We start from the raw sequence: 21,207 nt of genomic DNA on the forward strand, positions 1-21,207 counted from the left end.
CGGAGAGCCTGATGCGAATCGTCACCGTTGCCGCGCACCTGGTCACCGCTGTAGCCACCGTCGCGGCCGTCGGCGCCGTCCCGGGGAGAGCGCCCGATCTGCTTTACGCCGCGCCGTCCGGGCACGGCTCGTCCTGTAGCGCCACCGCTCCGTGCGATCTGGCCACCGCGCGCGACCACGTTCGCGGGCTGATCCCGCATGCGCAGGGCGACGTCGTGGTCCAGCTGAGTGGCGGGACCTACCGGCTGACCGCGCCGTTGCGGCTGGGCGTGCAGGACTCCGGCACTCCCGGCCACCAGGTCGTCTACCGCGCCGCGCCCGGGCAGAAACCGGTGCTCAGCGGTGCGATCCAGGTGACCGGCTTCCAGAAGACCGACGCAGCCAAGAACATCTACCGCGCGACGGTGCCGAAGGGGACCGCGAGCCGGAACCTGTTCGTCGACGGCGTTCGCGCGCAGCGGGCCCGCTCGGCGCAGGACCCCGGCGGGTTCTCGGCGACGGCCACCGGGTTCGCGACCGCCGACCCGGCCTACACCTCGTGGACCAACGCGAGCCAGGTCGAGGTCGTCGCGAACAACGCGTGGAAACAGCTGCGCTGCCCGCTGGCCTCGATCACCCCAGGCGCGTCCGGCGGCTCCGCGCTGACCGTCGACCCCGGCTGCTGGAACAACAACCACAGCGCGGTCCCGAACCCGGGCTTCCCGTTCAACGGCGCGGGCCTGCCCACGCTCGACCGCGTCACCTGGCTCGAAAACGCCTACCAGCTGCTCGGCACCCCCGGGCAGTTCTACCTCGACAGCGCCGCCGGCTACCTCTACTACGTGCCGCGCCCCGGCGAAGACCTGGCGAAGGCCGACGTCGAGCTGCCCGTCGCGTCCGAGCTGCTCGACCTGTCCGGCACGCCCGGGCACCTCGCGCCGCTGAACGACTCGGACTGGCGCGCCACCTACACCGGCACCTGGAGCTACTCCTCGGGACGGCCGACCGGCGACCTGGGCGGCGACGTCCACTACACGCAGCAGAACGGCGACGCCGTCTCGTACGCCTTCACCGGCACCGGGCTCCAGATCCTCACCGAGACCAACTCCGACGAGGGCGACCTGGACGTCTACGTCGACGGCGCCAAGGTCTCCACGGCTTCGGCCAAGAGCGCCGAGCGGCTCGCGCAGCAGGCCATCGTCTCGGTCACCGGGCTGCCGCAAGGGAAACACACCGTGCGCGTGGTCAAAACGAGCGGTGACTACCTGCTCATCGACGGCTTCACCGTGATCCCCGACGTGATCGCGCCCGTACACGACATCTCCTTCAGTGGCTTGACTTTCGCCGGCACCGCCTGGAACACGCCGACCACCGCCGGTTACGTCGACAACCAGGCCGGCGTGCTGTGGGACCCGGCAACGCACGCGCCGATCCGCATCCCGGCCGCCGTGCGGGTGCACCGGGGCGCGCGGATCGCGTTCACCGGCGTCACCGTCCAGCACACCGGGACCGCGGGCATCGACTTCGCCGACCAGACGCAGGACTCCACACTGTCGGGCAGCTCCATCACCGACACCTCGGGCGGCGGGGTCGCCGTCGGCGAGGTCGACGACTACTACCAGACCCAGCCCGCGCTGATGACCAGCGGCAACACCGTGTCCGGCAACGTCATCCAGCACCCCGGGCAGGAGTACCAGGACGCGGTCGGCGTCTGGGTGGGCACCAGCCGCGGGACCACGCTGGCGCACAACGACATCGGCTACACGCCGTACTCCGGCGTCTCGATCGGCTGGGGCTGGGGCTGGGCGTCGAGCTGCGCGCTGCAGGCGAAACAGGGCCTGCCCGACCCGTGCAAACATGGCACCACCTACACCGGCGGCAACCACGTGACCGCCAACCACGTGCACAGCGTGATGGGCGTGCTGAACGACGGCGGCCCGGTCTACACCCTCGGCGGCCAGTCGTCCGGCTCGGACTTCACCGGCAACGTGCTGGGCGAGTGCGTCAACGGCTGCAACGAGATCTACCACGACGAGGGCAGCTCGCTCTGGGACACGCACGGCAACGTGGTGCGGATGAGCAACGGCTCCCCGTGGCTGCACCTGTGGACGCCGACCATCCACGACGACCACATCTACGGCAACTACTCCGACACCGCCCAGTACCAGAACAACGGCACCAATATCACCCTCGAACAGTCCACAGTGGTCCCGGACGGGCGCTGGCCCGCGGCGGCGCAGGCGATCATCGACGCCGCCGGCCCCGGCACCCCGCCCGGCCCGGTGATCGACGACGACGACCTCCGGATCGCCTACCTCGGCACCTGGTCCTCCAGCGGCTCGCGCAACGACGGGGACCTCGAAAACGGCGTGCACTACAGCCAGCAGAACGGCGATTCCGCGGCCATCACGTTCACCGGCACCGGGATCAGCTTCCTCACCGAGACCAATTCCGACGAGGGCGATATCGCCGTCACCCTCGACGGGGTTTCGAAAGGAACGGTCAGCGCGAACACTGCCCAGCGGCAAGCTCAGGTCCCCGTTTATTCGGTGACCGGGCTCGCTGCCGGACAGCACACGCTGACCGTTTCGAAAGCGAGCGGAACCTATTTCCTGGTGGACGGGTTCCGTATTTCCTGAGCCTGCCGTCAAGGCCTCCTTGCCTGCGTCGGACGCGGGTAAGGAGGCCTTGACGGACTTCAGCAGCTCAGCGGGTCAGCAGCCGCAGGTCGATCGCGTCGGCCATGGCCTGCATGCCGGCCTCGTTCGGGTGCAGGTGGTCACCCGAGTTGAAGGCCGGCCGCAGCGCCGCCGGATCGGAGGGGTCTTGCATCGCCTGGTCGAAGTCCACGACGCCGTCGAACGCCCCGCTGGTGCGGATCCAGGCGTTCGCCGCCTGGCGGATCGCCTCGGCGGGCGGGCTGTAGTAGTCCGCGCCCTTGTCCGGCAGCATGGTGCCGCCGATGATCCGCACGCCGGCGCGGTGCGCCTGGTCGATCAGCGCGCGGTAGCCGTTGATCAGGTCCTGCGCGGTGAGCGGCGCGCCGTCCGGGCCGGCGTTGTTGCCGATGTCGTTGATGCCCTCCATCAGGATCACCGTGCGGACGCCGGGCTGGGCCAGCGCGTCGTGGCCGAACCGCTTCAGCGCGCTGACGCCCTGCCAGATGTTCGGCACGTCGGTGAGCACCCGGTTGCCGCCGAGCCCGGCGTCGACCACGGCGGTCGGGCGCGGGCCGGCGAGCCGGCGGGCCAGGTCGTCGGGCCAGCGGTGGTACACGCTCGCGGGCGTGTTGTAGCCGTCGGTGATGGAGTCGCCGAACGCGACGACGGTCCCGGTGGCGGCGGGGGAGAGCACGTCGAGCCCGGCCAGGTAGTACCAGGAAGTCGTTGCGGTGACGTAGTTCCCGTCCTCGTCCTCGGCCGCGTGGTTGCCGGGCTTGGACAGGTAGGAGACGTCGAACGCGTCCGAGTGCCAGGTCGCCGAGCTGGTGGCCTGCGGCAGGTAGAGACTCACCAGCACGTTCTGCTCGGCGCGCACGGGCATCGGGATCGGATCGCTGACCACCTCCTGGCCGGCCGGGATGGTCAGCGTCCGCGCGTGCGAGAACGTGACCGCCCGCTGCGACCCCGCGACCGCCGTCGCCCGGTCCGCCTGCAGGCCCACGCTCACCGCGCCGACGGCCAGGGGGGTGGTGCCGCGCAGATTCGACAGGTGCAGGCGTAGGCCCGCGCCGCCGACGCTCGGGTGGGCCACCATCCGCAGTGTCTGATCGGTGAAGTTCGGCCCGCCGATGGTCATGCTCGGGGACCAGGAAGAAATCCACGGTCCATTCGGATGAGCCGCCGCGGTGGCATTATTCGTGCTGCCCATTATTCCCAGAATTACCGCCATCGCGCACAGCAATGTCTTCTTTGTCATCACTGGTAATCGCCTTTTCTTTCGGGGAAATACAGTATTACCTTTTTCCGGCCCGAGAGGAAAGACTTGTTTCCGGTCCGCGTCAGCGATGGGGGTAATGGGCGGCGAGGGCGGCCCAGACCTCGAGCACGTCGAGCGCCTGCCGTGGGCTCGCGGCGGCGAAGCGGACGGTGCGCCCGTCGAGCCGCTCGGTGCCGGGGACGCGGGCAGCCAGGTCCGCCGCGCCGTTGGGCCGCAATTCGGCCTCGACGAGAAGTTCGTCCGGAATGGACAGCGGCCGGACGGCGCCGGACAGGGCGTTCCGGACCGCCCGCGCGGCCCCGTCGGTGATGGCCTCGCGGGCGACCGCGGGGTGACGGCTGCGCGCGGCGGTGCGGCCGAGTGCGGTTTTCACCGGGACGGTCACCACGCCGGGGAAGACGCGCTCCGCGTGCGCGCAGACCACGTCGTCGCCGGTGACGAGACCGACCGGCACGCCGTGCTCCGCGGCGATCAGCGCGTTCAGATCCGCTTCGCCGATGGACACCCCGCCGAGCCGGACGTCGGCGAATCCACTGCCGCTGAAGGTGTGCGCGAGCACGCCGGCCGGATCGGCGGCCCCGGCGTGGTAGCCCACCAGCAGCACGACACCACGGCCGGACGGCAGCTCCTGCATCATGCCGAGCGGCGTGGGCTCGCCGATCACGTACTCGGCGCGCCGGTCGAGCCGCTCGCCGAGCAGGTTGTCCGCCGGGCCGTGGCTGTCGTTGACCACCACGGACGTCGCGCCGCCGTCGAACGCCCCGGCCACCGCGGCGTTGGCCTCGGCGGTCATCAGCTCCCGCGCCGCCGGGTAGTCCCGGCCGCCGGGCCCGATCTGCTGGCGCGTGGCGATGCCCGCGACGCCTTCCAGGTCCACCGAAATCAGCACGTCCACAGTGGCCACCCCAGTCGTTTGTCCTGACCGGAGGCTACCCGCGGATCGTGGTCAGCCGCGGCCCCACTTCTGGTTGCCGTTGCCCGAGCAGGTCCAGATCTCCAGCGGCGTGTTGTCGGCCGTGCCGGCGTTCTTGGCGTCCAGGCAGGTGCCGGACGCGACGTTGACGACCGTCCCGTCGCTGTGCACCCGCCACTGCTGGGTGTTGCTGGTCCCGCAGGTCCGGATCTCCACGCCGGTGCCGTCCGCGGTCGCGCCGCCGATCAGGCCGAGGCACTTGGTGTCGTAGACGGTCAGCTGGTTGGAGTGGTTGGACGTCCAGGTCTGGTTGTCCGAGCCGTAGCAGTCCCACAGCGCGGGCTGGGCGCCGTCGTCCCGGCTGGCCGCGGGCACGTCCACGCACCGGCCCGAATCCTGTCCCTTGAGTGGGCCCGCGGCATCTCGGCGGGCCCACTTCTGGTTCGCGCCGCCCGTGCAGGTCCACAGCTCCAGCGGGGTGCCGTTCGCGTAGGACTGGCCGGTCGCGTCCAGGCAGGTGCCGGAGGCGGCGTTGACCACCGAGCCGTCCGGTTTGACCGTCCACTGCTGGCTGCCGCTGCCGGAGCAGTCCTCGATCACGGCCTGGGTGCCGTTGACGGTGGCGCCGCCGGCAGTGTCGAGGCATTTGGTGCCGTAGACCATCAGCTGCTTGGCCGGGGTGGACGTCCAGATCTGGTTGCCGCCGCCGTTGCAGTCCCACAGGTCGACGACGGTGCCGTTGGCCTGGCTCAGCGCCGGGACGTCCGCGCACAGGCCGGAGTTCTGGTCCTTGAGGAAGCCGCTGACCGAGCCCGCGGCGTTCGGCGTCACCGACAGGTTGTCGAACTGGTCGGTCTGGTAGCCGACCACGCCGAGGCCGACCTGGCCGGTGGGATAGGAGTTGTCGTGGACGGTGCCGAGCGTGGCGCCGTCGAGCTTGGCGGTGATCTCGTCACCGGAGAAGCCGAGCGACAGGTTGTGCCAGCTGTTCAGCCCCGGCGCCGCGTGAGTGCCCGAGAGCAGCGTGGTGAGGTTTCCGGAGCTGGTGTTCTTGGTGATGGACCACGCCCCGTTGTCGCCGATCCGCAGCTCGTACGCCGCCTGATGGCTCTGCGGCCGGGTCTGGGTGTTGGCCCGCCCGAGCAGTTCCGCGGTGCCGGCCTGCTGGAGGTCGACGTCCGCGCTCACCGTGTAGTCGGCCCAGCTCGGATCCCCGGCCAGGGTGAAGGCGTCCGAATCATCCTGCCATTCGATCGGCTTGACCGGCGTGACCTGCTGCACGCACTGGCCGGACCGCCCGGCCGCGCAGGGCCGCACCTCGTACGAGCCCTGCATGTCGGACAGGTACTTCGCTTCGGTGTTCGTGGCGTCGTTGTCGAAATTGTCGCTGTACGGCAGGGCGAGCGCGTGGTCGGCGGGCGCGGTCGCGGCGCCCTTGCCCTGGCCCGTCGTCGTGGTGACGGTGTAGGCGTAACCCGGCTGCATGGTCAGCGAGTACGAGCCGTTGCTCGGCATGAGGTCCTGGGTGTGGATGAAGTCCGTCGACGCGCTGGGGTGGTTCACGTTCGTGGCCCACACGTGCACCGGGCCGGTGGACAGGCCGCCCTTGACGGTGAAGTTCGCGGTCTGCGCCGCCGTGGCCGTGGTGGTCTCCAGCACGGTCGAGTAGTCCGTGCCGTTGGGAGACTTCAGCGTCACGTAGCTGCCGTTGGACTCGGCGCCGCCGAGGTGGCCGGACGCGGAGTCGATGAACTTCCAGCCCGGCTGGGCGAACTGGGTCACCTGCGCGGTGGCCCAGGTGTTCTCGCCGACGCTGTAGTGCCCGGACCACGGGGAGTTCGCCGTGGACAGACCCACTGTCGCGTAAGGAAGATTGGGGTAGATCGCGGCGAGCAGCGGCCAGTTCAGGTACGCGGTCATGTCGGCGTCGACGTAGCCGCGGGTGATCGAGCGGATCAGCGCCGGTGCGCCCGCGTTCATGTCGATCGAGCCGTTTTCACTGGCCCACAAGGGTTTTCCGTTGTTCTTCGCGGCATCGGTGCTGGAGCAGCTGTTCGCGCTGCCGCCGTCGCCGCCCTCGCAGGGATAGTGTGCGCCGATGATGGACACCGCGTTGTTGAACGCCTGGTTGGACGCCATGTCGTCGGCGACGCCCCAGCCGCTGTCGTCGCCGACGATCTGCACGCTCGAGTACCCGGCGTTGTTCAGGGCCGAGCGCAGCTGGATGTACCAGTTCACGTCGTGCCCGCGCTCGTTCCAGCCGCCGAGGTAGTCGATGGTCAGCCCGTTCTGCTTGGCGCAGCCCAGCCAGGTGATCAGGTAGTCGATGGTGTCGCTCGACCAGAACCCGCCGTTGATCCAGCCCGGCGCCGCCCAGGCGAGCGCGGAGAGCTTGATGCCCGGGTTGCGCGCCTTCGCCTGCTTCATCAGCCAGAACTCGTAGCCGGCGGTGCAGTTGACCTGGCCCTTGACGTGCTCGACCGACGGCTCGGAGCCGTCCGTGGAGTTGGCGTCGCCGCCGATCTCCGCCTTGAGGATCTGCAGGTTCGCGCCGTAGTCAGGCTTGAACAGGTAGTCGAGGATCTGCGCCTGCTGGGCGGCCGGATACTCGGTCAGCAGCCGGGAATTCCCGCCACCGCCGCTGATCGCGCCGATGCCGTCGAACGTCCGCCCGCCCTGGCCGCCGTCCACGGTCACGGACGTTTCGGTGGCGGCGGCCTTCGCCGGATCGGCCTGTACGGGGGCCGCGGTCGAGGAGAGGGCGCCGGCGAGCAGCGCCATGATCCACAACGGGGCAAGTCTGCGTGAACGGGACACCGGTGGCCCACCTCCACTTGAGGGATGGTGAACAGTGTGCAGTTGTGTGTGTTTGACGGTCAAGAACCCCCACAGGTCAAACATAGACAAACATCCCCCGGCTGGGCGGTTGATGTGGGTTCGCGGCCCGACTGAGAGGCCGTCGGTGCTGGTACAGACCAGTCGGAACCGTCACGCCCCGGCCGCCGGGATCGGAAACCGCCGGTGCCGATTTACTTACCGTCGCCGTGTTATGGGTGCTTGACACGAATACCGGGCCGAGATCACACTGAGCGCCATCGTCCCGGAACGGCCGGCGACCTTTTCTTCCTGACCCTGCGGTGCGGCTCCAGGCGTGCTCGCGGTCATTTCTTGGGCATTCGGAGAGGGGCTATTGTGAACGCGCGAAAAATCGGCAGAAAAACGGCGGTCGCGGTTATCTGCGGAGTCGCGGTGTCGGCTGCATTGGGCGTGTCGGCCGGGTCGGCCTCGGCAGCCCCGCAAGTGACTGGAGCGCACAGCTCGGTCGCCGCGAAGCCGCAGTTCCGGCAGCTGATCGGCCATGTCATCGCCAGCGGGTATTTCGAGGCCAGCGCGCCGGTCGCGGGCAACTACGCGATCGAGTACGACGTGACCAAGGGCATCGTCTACTACGACACGCTGATCGACGGAGTGGGGCTCGGCTCCGCGGGTGGCCCGGCCGGCACCACCAATCACACCGCGGCCACGCCGTTGACCGCCGGCGGTCATCTGGTGAATGTCGCCGGGGGTGAGGGAACCGGCGAAGCCGACCTCTATCTGGTGCAGATATCCTGACCGGAAAAAGCGGGAATCGCGGGTATTCCCGGGCTTTTATTCGACGATTCTGATAGCGCTGAATCCTGCGCGCGTGCGTTTCCGGCTGGGTGAGCCAACGAGGGAGAGGTCGGCGTGACTGTTCGTTCGGGTCGTGTTGGTGCACGAAAGTACCTGTCCGTACTCGGCGCGATCTTGCTGTGCGCCGCCTTCTCCGTCGGGGGAGCAGGACCGGCCGCCGTCGCGGCTCCGGCCGATTCGACGCTGCCGTGTGACATCTACGCGTCGGCGGGCACGCCGTGCGTGGCGGCGCACAGCACGACGAGGGCCGTGTTCGCCGCCTACAACGGGCCGCTTTATCAGGTCACGCGGGCCTCGGACGGGGCGGCGCAGGACATCGGGCTCCTGTCGGCCGGCGGGTACGCCGACGCGGCGGCCCAGGATGCGTTCTGCGCCGGCACCACCTGTCAGATCACCAAGATCTACGACCAGACCGCCAACCACAGCGACCTCACCCCGGCGCCGGGCGGCACGGCGAACAACGCGGCGGACCGCGGCGCCGACGCGAGCGAGCTGGCGGTGACGGCGGGCGGTAACAAGGTCTACGGCGTCTGGACCTCACCCGGCGTCGGCTACCGGTACAACGGCGTCGCGAAGGGCGTCGCGACCAACGGCGCGCCCGAAGGCGCGTACATGGTGGCCAGCGGCACCCATGTCGGCAGCAACTGCTGCTTCGACTACGGCAACGCCGAGAGCAGCCCCGCCGACAACGGCAACGGGCACATGGACGCGGTCAGCATCGCGACCACCTGTTACTTCCAGCCGTGCAGCGGCGCCGGCCCGTGGGTCGAGGCCGACATGGAGAACGGCATGTTTCAAGGCGCCGACGGCTCCAATACCGCGAACACCGGCAACAGCAGCCCGTACGTCACCGCCATGCTCCGGAACGACGGCCAGACCACCTATTCCCTCCAGGGCGGCGATTCCCAGTCCGGCGGCCTGTCGACCTGGTGGAACGGCGCGTTGCCGAACCGCGGCGGCTACCGGCCGATGCAGCAGGAGGGCGGCATCATCCTGGGCATCGGCGGGGACAACAGCAACTGGAACATGGGCACCTTCTTCGAGGGCGTGATGGTCGCCGGCTTCCCGGGCGACGCCACGGAGAACGCGGTGGCGGCGAACGTCGCCTCGGTCGGCTACTCCGGTCAGACGAACGTCCCCAACGGCCCGCAGGGGACCATCTCCGGCCCGGGCGGGCAGTGCGTCGACGCGGCCGGTGACGACACCGGCGTCAACGGGACCGCCGTCCAGCTGTGGAACTGCCAGAGCTACGCGGAGGACCAGTACTGGACGCACCAGCCGAACGGCTCGCTGAGCACCATCGGCCGCTGCCTCGACATCACCGGCAACAGCACGGCTTCCGGCGCGCTCGTCGAGCTGTGGGACTGCACCGGCGGCGGCAACCAGGAGTGGCAGCCGCAGCCGGACGGCTCGCTGCTCAACCCGCGGTCCGGTCTCTGCCTGGACGATCCGGGCGGCAACACGGCCAACGGCACGCAGCTCGAGATCTGGACCTGCACCGGTGGCGCCAACCAGCAGTTCACCCTGCACAGCGGTTCCTGACGCCGGAGGGAAAAGCGCATGGACAAGATGCCTCGCCGCCGTTTCGTGGCCTTGGCCGCGGGAGCCACGGCCGGAGCAGTGGTTTCGCCCCTCGGCCTGGCCGCGGCCGCGCCGGGCGGACCGGCCCCGGCGGACACCGGCGGGTTCGTCTACCCGGTGCCCGGGCAGACGACCGGCCCTGGCGTCCTACCGGCGAAACCCGCCAGCGTGGAATACCTGGGGCGACAGGACTACGGCACCGAGGTGGCCCGGGATCTCGGCTTCTCCGGCGTCCTGAATGGACAGTCTGTGTGGACGTTCGGCGACACCCTGCTCCCGGACGGCAACGGCGGTTACGCGCTGGTGGCCTCCGACAGCGTCGGGCTCGGCGACTCGGCGAACCCGCTGCGGGTGTACGACCGGGCCGACTCGTCCGGGCCGACCGAGTGGATCCCGCTCAACGACGCGGAAAACGCCAACGGCGGCCTGGGCCGCTACGGCATGGGCGGCACGAACGTGATCGAGTACGCGCCCGGCCAGGGGCTGGTCTGGTACCTGAAGAACGACCGCGGTTCGAACGGGCAGGGCATCGTCGGCGCAGGCGTGGCGACGGTCGGCATCGGCCCGTACGGCCCGATCGCAACCCGCACGAGTGACACGATGTGGGGCCCGACCGAACCGTGGTGGGGCGACAACGGGGTCACCTACAACCCGCTCGACGGCAAGGTCTACGTCTACGGCCACGGGCCTGCGCCGTTCTCCAACAACGTGTACTTGGCCCGCGCCACCGCGGCGAACGCGACCGACGTGTCCGCCTACGAATACTGGGACCAGTCCGCGAAGGTGTGGACACCGCGGCGGTTCAGTCTCAGCGGCGCGTTCGGCACCGTGGTGCTGTCGGACGCGTTGGCCATCTTCCCGAACGGCGAAATCGGCCAGTCCAACGCGTTCTGGAGCAATCACTACAACACCTGGATGTACGTGGCCGGCGCGAATGTGGGCTACAGCGACATCATGGTGTCGACCGCGCCCAACCTCGAAGGCCCGTGGACCACCCCGGTCACGATCGCGTCCACCTGCCCGGGCGGCAGCTGCGGACTCCGTTACGCCATCGCGCCGCACCCGGAGTACGACCCCTCCGGCGCCACGATCCTGGTCACCTGGACCGATTCCAACGTGATCTACACCGCCCGCGTCCACTGGCAGTGAGCGCTCAGGAATTCACGTACGCCAGCACAGCCAGCACCCGCCGGTGGCCGCTGTCGCCGGCGGGCAGGCCGAGTTTGCGGAAGATGTTCCCGATGTGCTTGGTCACCGCGCGCTCGGTCACGACCAGGCGCCGGGCGATGGCGAGGTTTTCGTGCCCCTCCGCCATCAGCTGCAGCACTTCGTGTTCGCGCGCGGTCAGCGAGTCCAGCGGGTCGTGGCGGTTCATCAGCTGGGTGACGACCTCCGGGTCGAGCGCCGTGCCGCCCGCGGCCACGCGCTCCAGTGCGTCCAGGAATTCCTCGACGCGGCCGATCCGGTCCTTGAGCAGGTAGCCGGTCCCGTTGGCGCCGGTCGCCAGCAGCTCGGTGGCGTACGCCTGCTCGACGTACTGCGAGAGCACCAGGACCGGCAACCCGGGCAGCTGCTTGCGGGCCTCGACGGCGGCGCGCAGGCCCTCGTCGCGGAAGGACGGGGGCATCCGGACGTCCAGCACGGCGATGTCGGGCCGGTGCTTCAGCAGCGCGGGCACGATCTCCGGCCCGCTGCCGGCCACCCCGGCGACCTCGTGCCCGGCGCTCTTGACCAGGAGCACGATTCCCTCGCGCAGCAACGTGTTGTCCTCGGCGATCACTATCCGCATGGCAGCCGCACCTCGATCGTGGTTCCCCCGTCGGCCGGGCTGGTGATGTGCGCGCTGCCGTCCAGCGCGGCGACGCGGCGCCGGATGCCGACCAGGCCCGAGCCCGAATCCGGGTCCGCGCCGCCCTGCCCGTCGTCGCGCACGACGATGCGCAGCTGCGCCCCGTCACCGTCCACAGTCACCTCGGCGTGCCCGGCGGTGCTGTGCTTGGTCACGTTCGTCAGCGACTCGGCGACGACGAAGTACGCCGCGGCCTCCACCGGCGCCGGCGGGCGCGGCAGATCGTCCGGAATGGACACCGACACCGGGATCCGCTGCCCGCCCGCGAGCGCGTGCACGGCGCCGCCCAGCCCCCGGTCGGCGAGGATCGGCGGGTAGATGCCACGGATGACGCCTCGCAGGTGCCCGAGCGAGTCCTCGATCCCGCTGCGCGCGTCCTGCAGCAACGACAACGCGGCCGTCGGCTCGGCCCGCAGCGCGCGCTCGGCGAGGCCCAGCCGCACGGCGACCGACACCAATTGGGCCTGGACGCCGTCGTGCAGATCGCGTTCGATGCGGCGCAGCTCCGCGCCGTGCGATTCCAGCGCCTCGGTGCGGGTTTCGGTCAGCCGCTCGACCTGCTGCTCCAGCCGGGCCCGCTCGGTCGGGCGCAGCAGCGTCCCGGCGAACCGGACCTGGCCGCGGGCGGCGAGCGGGATGAGCCACCAGAGCAGGGCCACGTACCCCGCGGTCTGCACGAACGGCCAGGTCAGCGCCTCCGGCCAGGTCCGCACCTCGATGACCGCGGTGACCGTGCCCGGCGGCAGCAGCTGCCACCACAGCGGCATGGTGAAGCTGTACGGGATCGAGGGCCAGAGCGCGACCGCGGTCACCCCGACGAACAGGCCGGCGATGCTGTGCCCGAACAGCCAGGCCAGATCGCGCCAGGCGGCCGGATCGGTCAACGCGGTCCGGACCCGCCGCCAGTGGCCGCCGTCGAGCTGCCGGTACGGCCGGGGCACGTCGTGGCCCAGCAGCGGCCGGACCCGCTTGCGCTCGGCCTCGGCCAGCCATCGCACCGGGGCCAGCGCGCCGGGGTAGACCACAATGGCCAGCAGGAGCAGCGGGGTGAAGGCGAGGCCGAGGATCGCGGGCACGGCGGTCCCCAGGCCGCCGAAGAGCACCCTCGTCGCGTCTGCGCTGCGCTTGATCGCAGTTCTCATCTCGCTCCCCGGGTGCCCGCTTGACGTGCGGTGACGGGGGCGGACTCTACCGGGCACCCCGGCGGGGGTGTAGCTGGCTACACCACCGTTCGGGGTGCAGGAGCCGCTGTGCGCCAACCCTTCCCCTCTTAGCGTCGGAATCACCGGCTGACGGGGAAGGAAAACGAAGATGAGCAGGACACTGGGGGACTCCCTCACCATCGCGGTGCGGATGGAATCCGTGCGCAAGACCTACGGCAGCGGCGACACCGCCGTGCACGCGCTGAACGGGGTGTCGATTGCCTTGCGGCGCGGGAGTTTCACCGCCGTGATGGGCCCGTCCGGCTCGGGCAAGAGCACCTTCCTGCACTGCGCGGCCGGCCTCGACCGGCCGACCGCGGGCCGGGTCCTGCTCGGGGACACCGAGCTGACCGGCCGCCGCGAGGCCGAGCTGACCGAGCTGCGCCGGCAGCGGATCGGGTTCGTGTTCCAGGCCTACAACCTGCTGGACGCGCTCACCGTCGAGCAGAACATCCTGTTGCCGCTGCGGCTGGCGAACCGGCCGTTCGAGCCGGAGTTCCTGGCCGAGGTGGTGCGCTCGGTCGGGCTCGACGTGCCGCTGGACCGGCGGCCCGGCAAGCTCTCGGGCGGCCAGCAGCAGCGTGTCGCGATCGCCCGCGCGCTGATCACCCGGCCGGACGTGATGCTCCTGGACGAGCCGACCGGCGCGCTCGACACCCGCACGGCCCGGCAGGTGCTGCTGGCGCTGCGCCACGCCGTGGACCGGTGGGGGCAGACCGCGCTGATGGTCACGCACGACCCGGTGGCGGCCTCGTTCGCCGACAAGGTCGTGTTCCTCGCGGACGGGCAGCTCGTGGGCGAGCTGGAGCGGTGTTCGCCCGAGCAGATCGCCGAGCGCATGACGCACCTCGGGGAGTGGTGACGGACGTGTTCGCTCTGTTCCCCTTGTCCTGGCAGATGATCCGCGCGCACCGCGCGGGCTTCGCGGCGGCGTTCGTCGCGGTGTTCTTCGGCTCGGCCCTGATCACGGTGTGCGGGGTGCTGATCGATTCGGGCCAGCGCGCCGGCATCGCGCCCGAGCGTTACGCCGCGGTCCCGGTGGTAGTCACCGCGCCGCAGTCGGTGACCGACAAAGACGGGATGGCGCAACGGTTTTCCGAGCGGGTCCCGCTCCCGGCGTCGGACGCCGAAGTGATCGGGAAGGTGCCCGGGGTCCGCTCGGCGATCGGGGACGTCAGCGTGCGGGCCGGGTTGCGCACGGCGAGCGGCACCACGCCGTTGAGCGTGCACGGCTGGTCCGCCACCGGGTTCGGGCCGATTGCCTTGGCCGACGGGCGCGCTCCCGCCGCTGCGGACGAAGTGGTGCTCGACGCCGCGGCCTCGGTGCGCACCGGCGACACCGTCGACATCGAGGTCGGCTCGGTCGCCACCCGGTTCCGGGTCGTCGGCACCACCGCCGCGGGTTCGGGAACGGCGTTCCTCACCGACGAACGGGCGCGGCGGCTCGCCGGCCGCCCGGACCAGGTGGACGCCGTCGGCGTGCTCGCCCAGCCGGGCGTCGACGCGGACGAGCTCGCCACGCGGATCCAGGCGGCCGTGCCCGGGGTGGTCGCCGCCGTCGGGAACGACCGCGCGGACGCCGAATTCCTGGACGTGGGCGCGGCGCGCTCGTTCCTGGTCCTGATCGCCGCCTCGTTCGGCGGCACCATGCTGATGATCGTGCTGCTGGTGGTGGCCGGCACGCTCGGGCTGGCCGTGCAGCAGCGGCGCCGCCAGTTCGCCCTGCTGCGGGCGATCGCGGCGACCCCGCGCCAGCTGCGCCGCCTGATCGGCGCCGAAGCGGTGCTGGTTTCGGCCGTGGCGTCGGTGCTCGGCGCGCCGTTCGGCCTCGGGCTGAGCCTGGTGCTGCGCAACGAGCTGGCGGACCTGGGCGTGGTCCCGGCCGGGTTCCGGTTCGCCTACGGCCCGCTGCCGATCCTGGCCGCGGTCGCCGCCTGTGTGCTCACCGCGCTGGGCGCCGGGCTGGTCGCGGCCCGCCGGGCGGCGCGGATCAGTCCCATCGCGGCGCTGGGCGAGGCGGCCGTGGAACCGCCGCGGCTCGGCCGGGGACGGCTGATCGCCGGCTGGCTGCTGGTCGTCGCGGGCGTGCTGGCCGGCGGGGTCTTGCCGCTGGTGCTGGCCGGTCCGGCCGCGACCGGCGGCGCGGCGGGCTCGGTGCTGCTGCTGGTGATCGCGGTGGCGCTGCTCGGCCCGCGGCTGCTGACCGCGACCGCCGGGCTGTTCCGCGGAGTGGGCCTCGGCCGCGGCGCCGCGGGTTACCTGGCCGGCGCCAACACCCGGGCCCACGCCCGCCGGCTCGGCTCGGCGACCACACCGTTGATCATGGGCGTGGCGCTGGCCGCGGTGCAGATCTTCACCTCGACCACCACGGCGGGCGCCGCCCAGCACCAGGCCGAAACCGGCCTGGTCGCGGACCGGGTGCTCGTCGCCGAGAACGGCGTCTCGCCCGCCGTCGCCGGTGCTGTGCGGACCGCGGCCGGCGTCGCGGCGGCGGTCCCGGTGGCGCGGACCGGCGTGCAGGTGACCTACCGGCAGTTCGGGGACGAGACGATCGAGCCCGCGAGCGCGCTGGGCGTCACCCCGGACGGCCTGCGCGACGTGCTGAACCTGGACGTCCGCCGCGGTGACCTGGCCGGGCTGACCGGCGACACGGTGGCGGTGAGCCAGTTCGCGGCCGACACCTACGGCGTCGACGTCGGCGGGACCCTCGACCTGCGCCTCGGCGACGGCACCCCGCACCCCGCGCGGGTGGTCGCGGTCTACGGCAGCGGGCTCGGCTTCGGCGACCTGGCACTGCCGCACGACCTGGTCGTCGCGCACACCACTTCCCGGCTGGACACGGAAATCCTGGTCGCGAAGACGCCCGGCACCGCCGACGCCGCACTGGACACCGGCCTGCATTCGGCGCTCGCGGCGCACCCCGAAGTCCGCGTTTCGGGCCGCGACGCGTTCGCCGGCGGCCAGGACACCGCGGCGAACGGGCAGTCGACCGTCGTGCTGCTGCTCAACCTGGTACTGCTCGGGTTCATCGCGATCGCGGTGGTCAACATCCTGGTGCTGGCCACGGCGGCGCGGGTCCGCGAGTTCGCGCTGCTGCGCCTGGTCGGCGCGAAACCCCGCCAGGTGCGGGCGATGATGCGCCGTGAAGCGGGGGTTGTGGTCGTGGCTTCGGTGGTGCTCGGCTCCCTCGCCGCGCTCCCGCCACTGCTCGGGGTCAGCGTCAGCCTGACCGGGTCCCCGATGCCCACCGTGCCGCCCCTGGTCTACCTCGCGATCGCCGGTGTGGCCGCGCTGCTCGGCTGGGCGTCGATCGCCATCCCGACCCGCTTCGCCCTGCGCCCGGCCCCGATGGCCGCCCTGCGCACCGGCGAATGACAGTCCTCTGTAGACAGACGAGTTCCCTGGAAAGGACGCTGTGATGATGGTTCCCGGCCAAGTGGGCGCCGAAGCCCGCCTCGCGCCGACCGGTCTGCGCGGCCTCATCGGCCGGCGCCGGCTGACGAGTTTCTTCGTGCTGGCGTTCGGGTTGAGCTGGCTCGCCTGGACCCCGTACGTGCTGTCCGGCAACGGGCTGGGCGTGCTGCCGTTCCGGTTCCCGGTCGTGCTCGGCACGACGCAGGTCTTCGGCGTGCTGCCCGGCGCCTACCTCGGCCCGATCCTGGCGGCGTTCATCGTCACCCGGGTCGCCGAGGGCCCGGCCGGGATCCGGCGGTGGGCCGGCCGGCTGCTGAAGTGGCGGGTGAACTGGCGCTGGTACGTGGGGGTCCTGCTCGGCGTGCCGCTTTCGCTGACCGTGGTGAGCATTCCGTTCGCGGGCGGCCTGGCGAACGTCCACCTGCCGGCGGCGGCGGTGCTGATCGCCTACGTGCCCGCACTGGTCTTCCAGATGATCACGACGGGCCTCGCCGAAGAGCCGGGCTGGCGCGATTTCGCGCTGCCCCACCTGCAGCCGCGGTTCGGCGCGCTGCGCGGCACCCTGATCCTCGGCCCGCTGTGGGGCGCCTGGCACCTGCCGCTGTTCCTGAGCGAATGGGGCGGCTGGCCGCACGTCGACTGGGTGCAGCCGGTCGAGTTCATCGCCACCGCCATGGTGTTCAGCCTGGTCATGACCTGGGTGTTCAACCGCACCGGGGAGAGCCTGCCGCTGGCCATGCTGCTGCACACCAGCGTCAACAACTTCTTCTCGGTCGCCTGGGCGGAGATCTTCCCGACGGTCGACGCGCGCGGCGCGGCCCACATCCAGCTGATCACCGCCAGTGTGGTCGCCGCCGTGCTGCTGATCTCGACCAAGGGACGGCTCGGGTACCGGGGGCAGCCAACTGCTGTCCACAGTGGACTGTAGGCCGGGCTACTCCTCCGGGACGTCGACCGGGGCCCACAGGCTGGGCAGGTTCACCACCACGCCCTCCTGGCTGCTGCGGGCGATGACCACCACAGCGGGCTCGCCGGTCGGGTTCTCCTCGCGGTGCGGGACGTACGGCGGCACGAACACGTAGTCGCCGGGCCCGGTCTCCAGCCGGATCTCCTCGTCGCCGTCGGCGAAGACGAAGACCGGGTGGCCGGACTTGACGTAGATCGCGGTCTCGGCCTCGCCGTGGTGGTGGTCGCCGGAGTTGGTGCCGGGCGCGACGTGGGTCTCTCCCATCCACACCTTCCGAGAGCCGACGGACTTGCCCGAGATCGCCTCGAGCCGGCGCATCCCGCTGGTCTGGGTGGTGTCGCCGGTCAGGTCGGCGCCGCGGATGTGCCGCAGCGGCTGGTGCCAGTGGTCGGTCATGGGCCTTCCTCGTCTGCTCGATGCGGGTGGGCGCCCGCCATCATCCCCGGATCGGCGGGCGGGCGCCCGGGCGAGCGCGACCGGGAAGCGGGGACGGGCCTTTCGGACATGAAACGGCGCGGCGCTCCCCAACCGTGTCCGGCGATGGCATGTTGGTGCTGGGGATCCGGCTCGGGAAGGGTGCTAGGCGGACATGGCGGACAGGTTCGAGTTCACGCTCGACGTGGTCGAGGCGCTGGTGGTCGGCCAGGCGACCGGCGGCGACATCCGGCAGTTCCCGTTGCGGATCGGCACGGTGCCCGCGGACCCGGTGCGGTTCGTGCGCGTCGCGACGCAGGTCTACCGGAGCATGGAGGAGCGGCGGCTGTCCGTGCAGGGCGAGCTGCACCCGGCCGTGCGCACCGCGTTCGGGCTGCTCGCCGAATCGCGCGTGGCGGTGGCGGTGACCGGGGTCGACGGCCTCGGCTCCGACCTGTCGGTGCTCGCGCTGACCGACGGGCGCCAGGCACTCGGCATCACGCAGGACCCGCGTTCGGACGAGCTGACCTTCTCGCTGTTCCCGGACGAGGACCTGGTGGAGGTCATCACCGGCGTGCTGCCCGCGGCCCGCGCGGCGACCACCCCCGCGCAGACGGTGCACCGGGAGGCCCCGCAGGAGGTGTCGGCGATGACGGCGCGGCGCCGCGCCGAGGCCGCCGAGGACAAGGACGAGACCGACGCGTTCGGCAGCCTCCGCATCGTCAAGACCCGCTCCGGCCGGGCCCGGGCCCGACAGGGCGAGCAACCCGGCGGCGACGTGCTGCAGCAGGTGCTGGCCGCCCCCCGCCTGGGCGGCGGCCACATCCTGACCACCGGCCGAGGCCGTTTCGGCGAGCTTCGCACCGGCGACCCGATGAGCTGGCTGGACACCGAGGACGGCCGCTACCTCGTCCACACCACCACCGGCCACTCCGGCGAACTGAGCGCGAACTACGTACCGGCCGGCCGCGCGGGCGTGGCCCGTGCGGTGCAGCAGGCGATTTCCGCGGTCTACTGACGCTCTACTGTGGACTGATCGCGGCCGGCACCGGACGAACCGCGCCGGCGCGGCTAGGCTGGAGGCTATGAAGGGGCTGCTCCTGCGACTGTCCGCCGTCGATGCCGATGCGGAGGCCGCAGTGCGGGTGATCGCGTACTTCGACGAGCTGGTCGCGCACCGGGCGAGCCTGCCGGACCTGGTGCGTTCGGCGGCGGCGCTGGCGGAGTGCCCGGCCGGGCTGCGTCACGAAAACGGGTCCGACCTGCGCTTCGGCCCGGACGGCACGGTCCCGGCCGAACCGGAGCCGCCGACCGCGGTGTCCTCGGCGGTGGAACCCGGCGGCCGCGTCTGGTTGGAGCGCCCGGCGCCCGGCCCCCTCGACGACCTCGTCCTGGAGCGGTTCGCGATCGCCGCGCGGCTGCTCGCCCGTCCCGGCCCCGCGGCGGCCGCGCCCCACCTGGCCGATCCCGCGCTGGTCGAGCTCGTGCTGGGCGAGCAGGCCGCAGACGAGGACCGCGCACGGGCGCTGGTGCTGCTCGGCCTGGCCGCGGGCAAAGCGCTGCGCGTAGTCGCCGTCGGCACCGAAGACGGCGGCGACCCAGGCGCGGCGGCCGTCGCGCTGATGGCCCGCGGCGGAGCCCTCCCGACAGCTCGGGTGGCGGTGGTCGGCGACGTCGCGGCCGTCCTGCTCCAACCGCGTGAAGGCGCGGGCGCCGTCGTCACGTCACTGCGAGCCGCGCTGGCCGAACGAGCGCGCGAACGCAGCGCGACGGGCTCGGTCCGCGTCGGCGTCGGCGACCCCGTCGACGGCCTCGAAGCCCGCCGCTCCTGGCTGCAAGCACGACTGGCCGAGCGCTTCGCCGTCCCCGGCGCGGAACCGGTGATCGTCCACGACGAACTCGGCTCCCTGACCCTGCTGGCCGAACTCCCGCCGGAGCGCCTGCGCGCCCAATCCGACGTCCGCGCCCTCGACGACCTGGCCGCCACCCCGGCCGGCGCCGCCGACGTCGCCACGCTGGAAGCCTTCTGCCGCACGGGATCCCTGCGCCAAGCGGCCCTCGCGCTGCACCGCCACCACAGCTCGGTCGCCGGCCGGCTCGCCCACGTGGAGGACGCCCTGGGGTTGCGCCTCGATGACCCCGGCGACCGCTTCCGCGCCCGGCTGGCCTTGCTCGCCCGCCGTCTGGCCGCCCGCGGCTGACCCGCCGAAAAGCCGTTGAGGACTCCTCCCCTCAAGGCAGGCAAGGAGTCCTTAACGGCCGCTAGACCAGCTCGGCGCCCAAAGCCCGGGCCAGCACGGCCTTCGCTTCGGCGGCTTCACGACGCGAGATCGTCGCGTGTTTCATCAGGCCCGAGCCGTGGAAGGTGCCCGGGAACAGGTGCAGCTCAGTGGTGACCCCGGCGGCCAGCAGACCCTGCGCGTACGCGATGCCCTCATCCCGCAGCGGGTCGAATTCCATCACCGAAATGTAGGCCGGCGGCAGCCCGGTCAGGTCCGTCGCGCGGCCCGGCGCAGCGTGCACCGGGACGCCTTCGGTGCCGCGGACGCCCGGGCCGAGGTAGGAGTCCCAGCTGAATTCCGCGCGCGGCCGGTTCCACAGCGGGGTGTCGACGAACTTGCGCATGCTCGGCGTCTCCAGCCGGTCGTCGATCTCCGGCACACCCAGGAACTGGAACGCGATCGCCGGGCCGCCGCGGTCGCGCGCCAGCAGGGCCAGCGCGGCACACAGCCCACCACCGGCGCTGACGCCGTGGATGACGATGCGCTCCGGGTCGATCCCCAGGTCACCGGCGTTCTTGGCGGCCCACACCAGCGCCGCGTAACAGTCTTCGAGCCCGGACGGGTAAGGCGCTTCGGGCGCGAGGCGGTAGTCCACCGAAACCACGACGACACCGAGGTCGCGCGCCAGCCCGATGTTGCCCTCATTGCCCATTTCCGCGTCGCCGACGATGAAGCCGCCGCCGTGCACGTCGAAGAGCAGGGACGGGGTCGTGATCCGGTCCGGGGTGTAGACGAGCACGCGCACGTCCGGCGCGCCGTCCGGTCCGGGTACCTGCTCCTCGCGCACGGTGACGCCGGTGGCGTCGATCTCGCCGCCCATCGACGCGAGCAGCTCCTTCATGCGCAGGCGGGCCGCGGGCAGGTCGGAGAAGTCCTGCTCGGGGATCATCGGAATCGCCGCGGCGAGCTCCGGGTCGAGTGCGTAGGCCATCGGGCTTCCTCCTTGAAGTCGTCCTGCCGTCCATTCTGGCCGTACGGGCGGCCGGGCGTACCCG

General features: G+C 71.4%; 16 protein-coding genes. 9 read left to right on the forward strand and 7 right to left on the reverse strand.

All coding sequences use genetic code 11. The features are described from left to right. Nucleotides 1–11 precede the first annotated feature (11 nt). Complete coding sequence (locus OG371_RS33975; RefSeq protein WP_329059746.1) at nt 12–2,618, forward strand: hypothetical protein; 2,607 nt, start codon at nt 12–14, stop codon at nt 2,616–2,618. Between the two features lie 67 nt (nt 2,619–2,685). Here the strand turns inward: OG371_RS33975 and OG371_RS33980 are convergent, their stop codons facing one another. The 3 genes from OG371_RS33980 to OG371_RS33990 all read right to left on the reverse strand — a co-directional run bounded on the left by OG371_RS33980 (nt 2,686) and on the right by OG371_RS33990 (nt 7,648). Further along, entirely contained in the window at nt 2,686–3,777 is a 1,092-nt protein-coding gene (locus tag OG371_RS33980; protein WP_329059747.1) for an SGNH/GDSL hydrolase family protein, read from the reverse strand. A gap of 202 nt (nt 3,778–3,979) precedes the next feature. Beyond that, nucleotides 3,980–4,813 carry a M55 family metallopeptidase gene (locus OG371_RS33985; protein WP_329059748.1) on the reverse strand — a complete coding sequence of 278 codons (834 nt, stop codon included), beginning with the start codon at nt 4,811–4,813 and terminating at the stop codon, nt 3,980–3,982. A 51-nt stretch (nt 4,814–4,864) separates the two neighbouring features. Beyond that, nucleotides 4,865–7,648: a ricin-type beta-trefoil lectin domain protein gene (locus tag OG371_RS33990; protein ID WP_329059749.1), complete on the reverse strand. Its 2,784-nt coding sequence runs from the start codon at nt 7,646–7,648 to the stop codon at nt 4,865–4,867. A 375-nt stretch (nt 7,649–8,023) separates the two neighbouring features. On the opposite strand from OG371_RS33990, the gene OG371_RS33995 reads away from it, so the two are divergent. The 3 genes from OG371_RS33995 to OG371_RS34005 all read left to right on the forward strand — a co-directional run bounded on the left by OG371_RS33995 (nt 8,024) and on the right by OG371_RS34005 (nt 11,233). Beyond that, on the forward strand, nt 8,024–8,443 hold the full coding sequence (locus OG371_RS33995; protein WP_329059750.1) for a hypothetical protein: 420 nt from the start codon (nt 8,024–8,026) through the stop codon (nt 8,441–8,443). A 114-nt stretch (nt 8,444–8,557) separates the two neighbouring features. Continuing rightward, on the forward strand, nt 8,558–10,045 hold the full coding sequence (locus OG371_RS34000; protein WP_329059751.1) for an arabinofuranosidase catalytic domain-containing protein: 1,488 nt from the start codon (nt 8,558–8,560) through the stop codon (nt 10,043–10,045). A gap of 18 nt (nt 10,046–10,063) precedes the next feature. Continuing rightward, nucleotides 10,064–11,233 (forward strand): DUF4185 domain-containing protein, encoded by a 1,170-nt coding sequence (locus tag OG371_RS34005; RefSeq protein WP_329059752.1) that lies wholly within the window; start codon nt 10,064–10,066, stop codon nt 11,231–11,233. Between the two features lie 4 nt (nt 11,234–11,237). On the opposite strand, the gene OG371_RS34010 is transcribed toward OG371_RS34005, so the two are convergent. Next, nucleotides 11,238–11,873, reverse strand: a complete 636-nt coding sequence (locus OG371_RS34010; RefSeq protein WP_329059753.1) for a response regulator transcription factor — start codon at nt 11,871–11,873, stop codon at nt 11,238–11,240. Continuing rightward, complete coding sequence (locus tag OG371_RS34015) at nt 11,864–13,075, reverse strand: sensor histidine kinase (RefSeq protein WP_329059754.1); 1,212 nt, start codon at nt 13,073–13,075, stop codon at nt 11,864–11,866. Before OG371_RS34015 ends, OG371_RS34010 begins: the two co-directional genes overlap by 10 nt. Nucleotides 13,076–13,244: 169 nt before the next feature. Between OG371_RS34015 and OG371_RS34020 the strand changes: the two genes are divergently transcribed. The 3 genes from OG371_RS34020 to OG371_RS34030 are packed head-to-tail and all read left to right on the forward strand — an operon-like array spanning nt 13,245 to nt 17,477. Further along, nucleotides 13,245–13,997, forward strand: coding sequence for an ABC transporter ATP-binding protein (locus tag OG371_RS34020; protein WP_329059755.1), 753 nt, complete (start codon nt 13,245–13,247; stop codon nt 13,995–13,997). 5 nt (nt 13,998–14,002) lie between these two features. Then, nucleotides 14,003–16,510 (forward strand): ABC transporter permease, encoded by a 2,508-nt coding sequence (locus OG371_RS34025; RefSeq protein WP_329059756.1) that lies wholly within the window; start codon nt 14,003–14,005, stop codon nt 16,508–16,510. A 43-nt stretch (nt 16,511–16,553) separates the two neighbouring features. Then, complete coding sequence (locus tag OG371_RS34030) at nt 16,554–17,477, forward strand: CPBP family intramembrane glutamic endopeptidase (protein ID WP_329059757.1); 924 nt, start codon at nt 16,554–16,556, stop codon at nt 17,475–17,477. Nucleotides 17,478–17,483: 6 nt separating this feature from the next. On the opposite strand, the gene OG371_RS34035 is transcribed toward OG371_RS34030, so the two are convergent. Beyond that, nucleotides 17,484–17,912 (reverse strand): cupin domain-containing protein, encoded by a 429-nt coding sequence (locus tag OG371_RS34035; RefSeq protein ID WP_329059758.1) that lies wholly within the window; start codon nt 17,910–17,912, stop codon nt 17,484–17,486. Between the two features lie 193 nt (nt 17,913–18,105). On the opposite strand from OG371_RS34035, the gene OG371_RS34040 reads away from it, so the two are divergent. Then, nucleotides 18,106–18,948, forward strand: a complete 843-nt coding sequence (locus OG371_RS34040; protein WP_329059759.1) for an ESX secretion-associated protein EspG — start codon at nt 18,106–18,108, stop codon at nt 18,946–18,948. A 67-nt stretch (nt 18,949–19,015) separates the two neighbouring features. Beyond that, nucleotides 19,016–20,131, forward strand: a complete 1,116-nt coding sequence (locus tag OG371_RS34045) for a PucR family transcriptional regulator (protein WP_329059760.1) — start codon at nt 19,016–19,018, stop codon at nt 20,129–20,131. 61 nt (nt 20,132–20,192) lie between these two features. Here the strand turns inward: OG371_RS34045 and OG371_RS34050 are convergent, their stop codons facing one another. Continuing rightward, a complete protein-coding gene (locus OG371_RS34050) occupies nt 20,193–21,143 on the reverse strand; it encodes an alpha/beta hydrolase (protein WP_329059761.1) in 951 nt (316 codons plus the stop codon). Nucleotides 21,144–21,207 lie beyond the last annotated feature (64 nt).

The sequence above is a fragment of the Amycolatopsis sp. NBC_01480 genome, from assembly GCF_036227205.1.
Lineage (GTDB): Bacteria > Actinomycetota > Actinomycetes > Mycobacteriales > Pseudonocardiaceae > Amycolatopsis.

What these genes read in the sequence shown, in the direction of transcription:
- OG371_RS33975 (WP_329059746.1), top strand. Translation starts at nt 12, where the DNA reads ATGCGAATCGTCACCGTTGCCGCGCACCTGGTCACCGCTGTAGCCACC.
- OG371_RS33980 (WP_329059747.1), bottom strand. Translation starts at nt 3,777, where the DNA reads ATGACCATCGGCGGGCCGAACTTCACCGATCAGACACTGCGGATGGTG.
- OG371_RS34005 (WP_329059752.1), top strand. Translation starts at nt 10,064, where the DNA reads ATGGACAAGATGCCTCGCCGCCGTTTCGTGGCCTTGGCCGCGGGAGCC.
- OG371_RS34010 (WP_329059753.1), bottom strand. Translation starts at nt 11,873, where the DNA reads ATGCGGATAGTGATCGCCGAGGACAACACGTTGCTGCGCGAGGGAATC.
- OG371_RS34015 (WP_329059754.1), bottom strand. Translation starts at nt 13,075, where the DNA reads ATGAGAACTGCGATCAAGCGCAGCGCAGACGCGACGAGGGTGCTCTTC.
- OG371_RS34020 (WP_329059755.1), top strand. Translation starts at nt 13,245, where the DNA reads ATGAGCAGGACACTGGGGGACTCCCTCACCATCGCGGTGCGGATGGAA.
- OG371_RS34030 (WP_329059757.1), top strand. Translation starts at nt 16,554, where the DNA reads ATGATGGTTCCCGGCCAAGTGGGCGCCGAAGCCCGCCTCGCGCCGACC.
- OG371_RS34035 (WP_329059758.1), bottom strand. Translation starts at nt 17,912, where the DNA reads ATGACCGACCACTGGCACCAGCCGCTGCGGCACATCCGCGGCGCCGAC.
- OG371_RS34040 (WP_329059759.1), top strand. Translation starts at nt 18,106, where the DNA reads ATGGCGGACAGGTTCGAGTTCACGCTCGACGTGGTCGAGGCGCTGGTG.
- OG371_RS34045 (WP_329059760.1), top strand. Translation starts at nt 19,016, where the DNA reads ATGAAGGGGCTGCTCCTGCGACTGTCCGCCGTCGATGCCGATGCGGAG.
- OG371_RS34050 (WP_329059761.1), bottom strand. Translation starts at nt 21,143, where the DNA reads ATGGCCTACGCACTCGACCCGGAGCTCGCCGCGGCGATTCCGATGATC.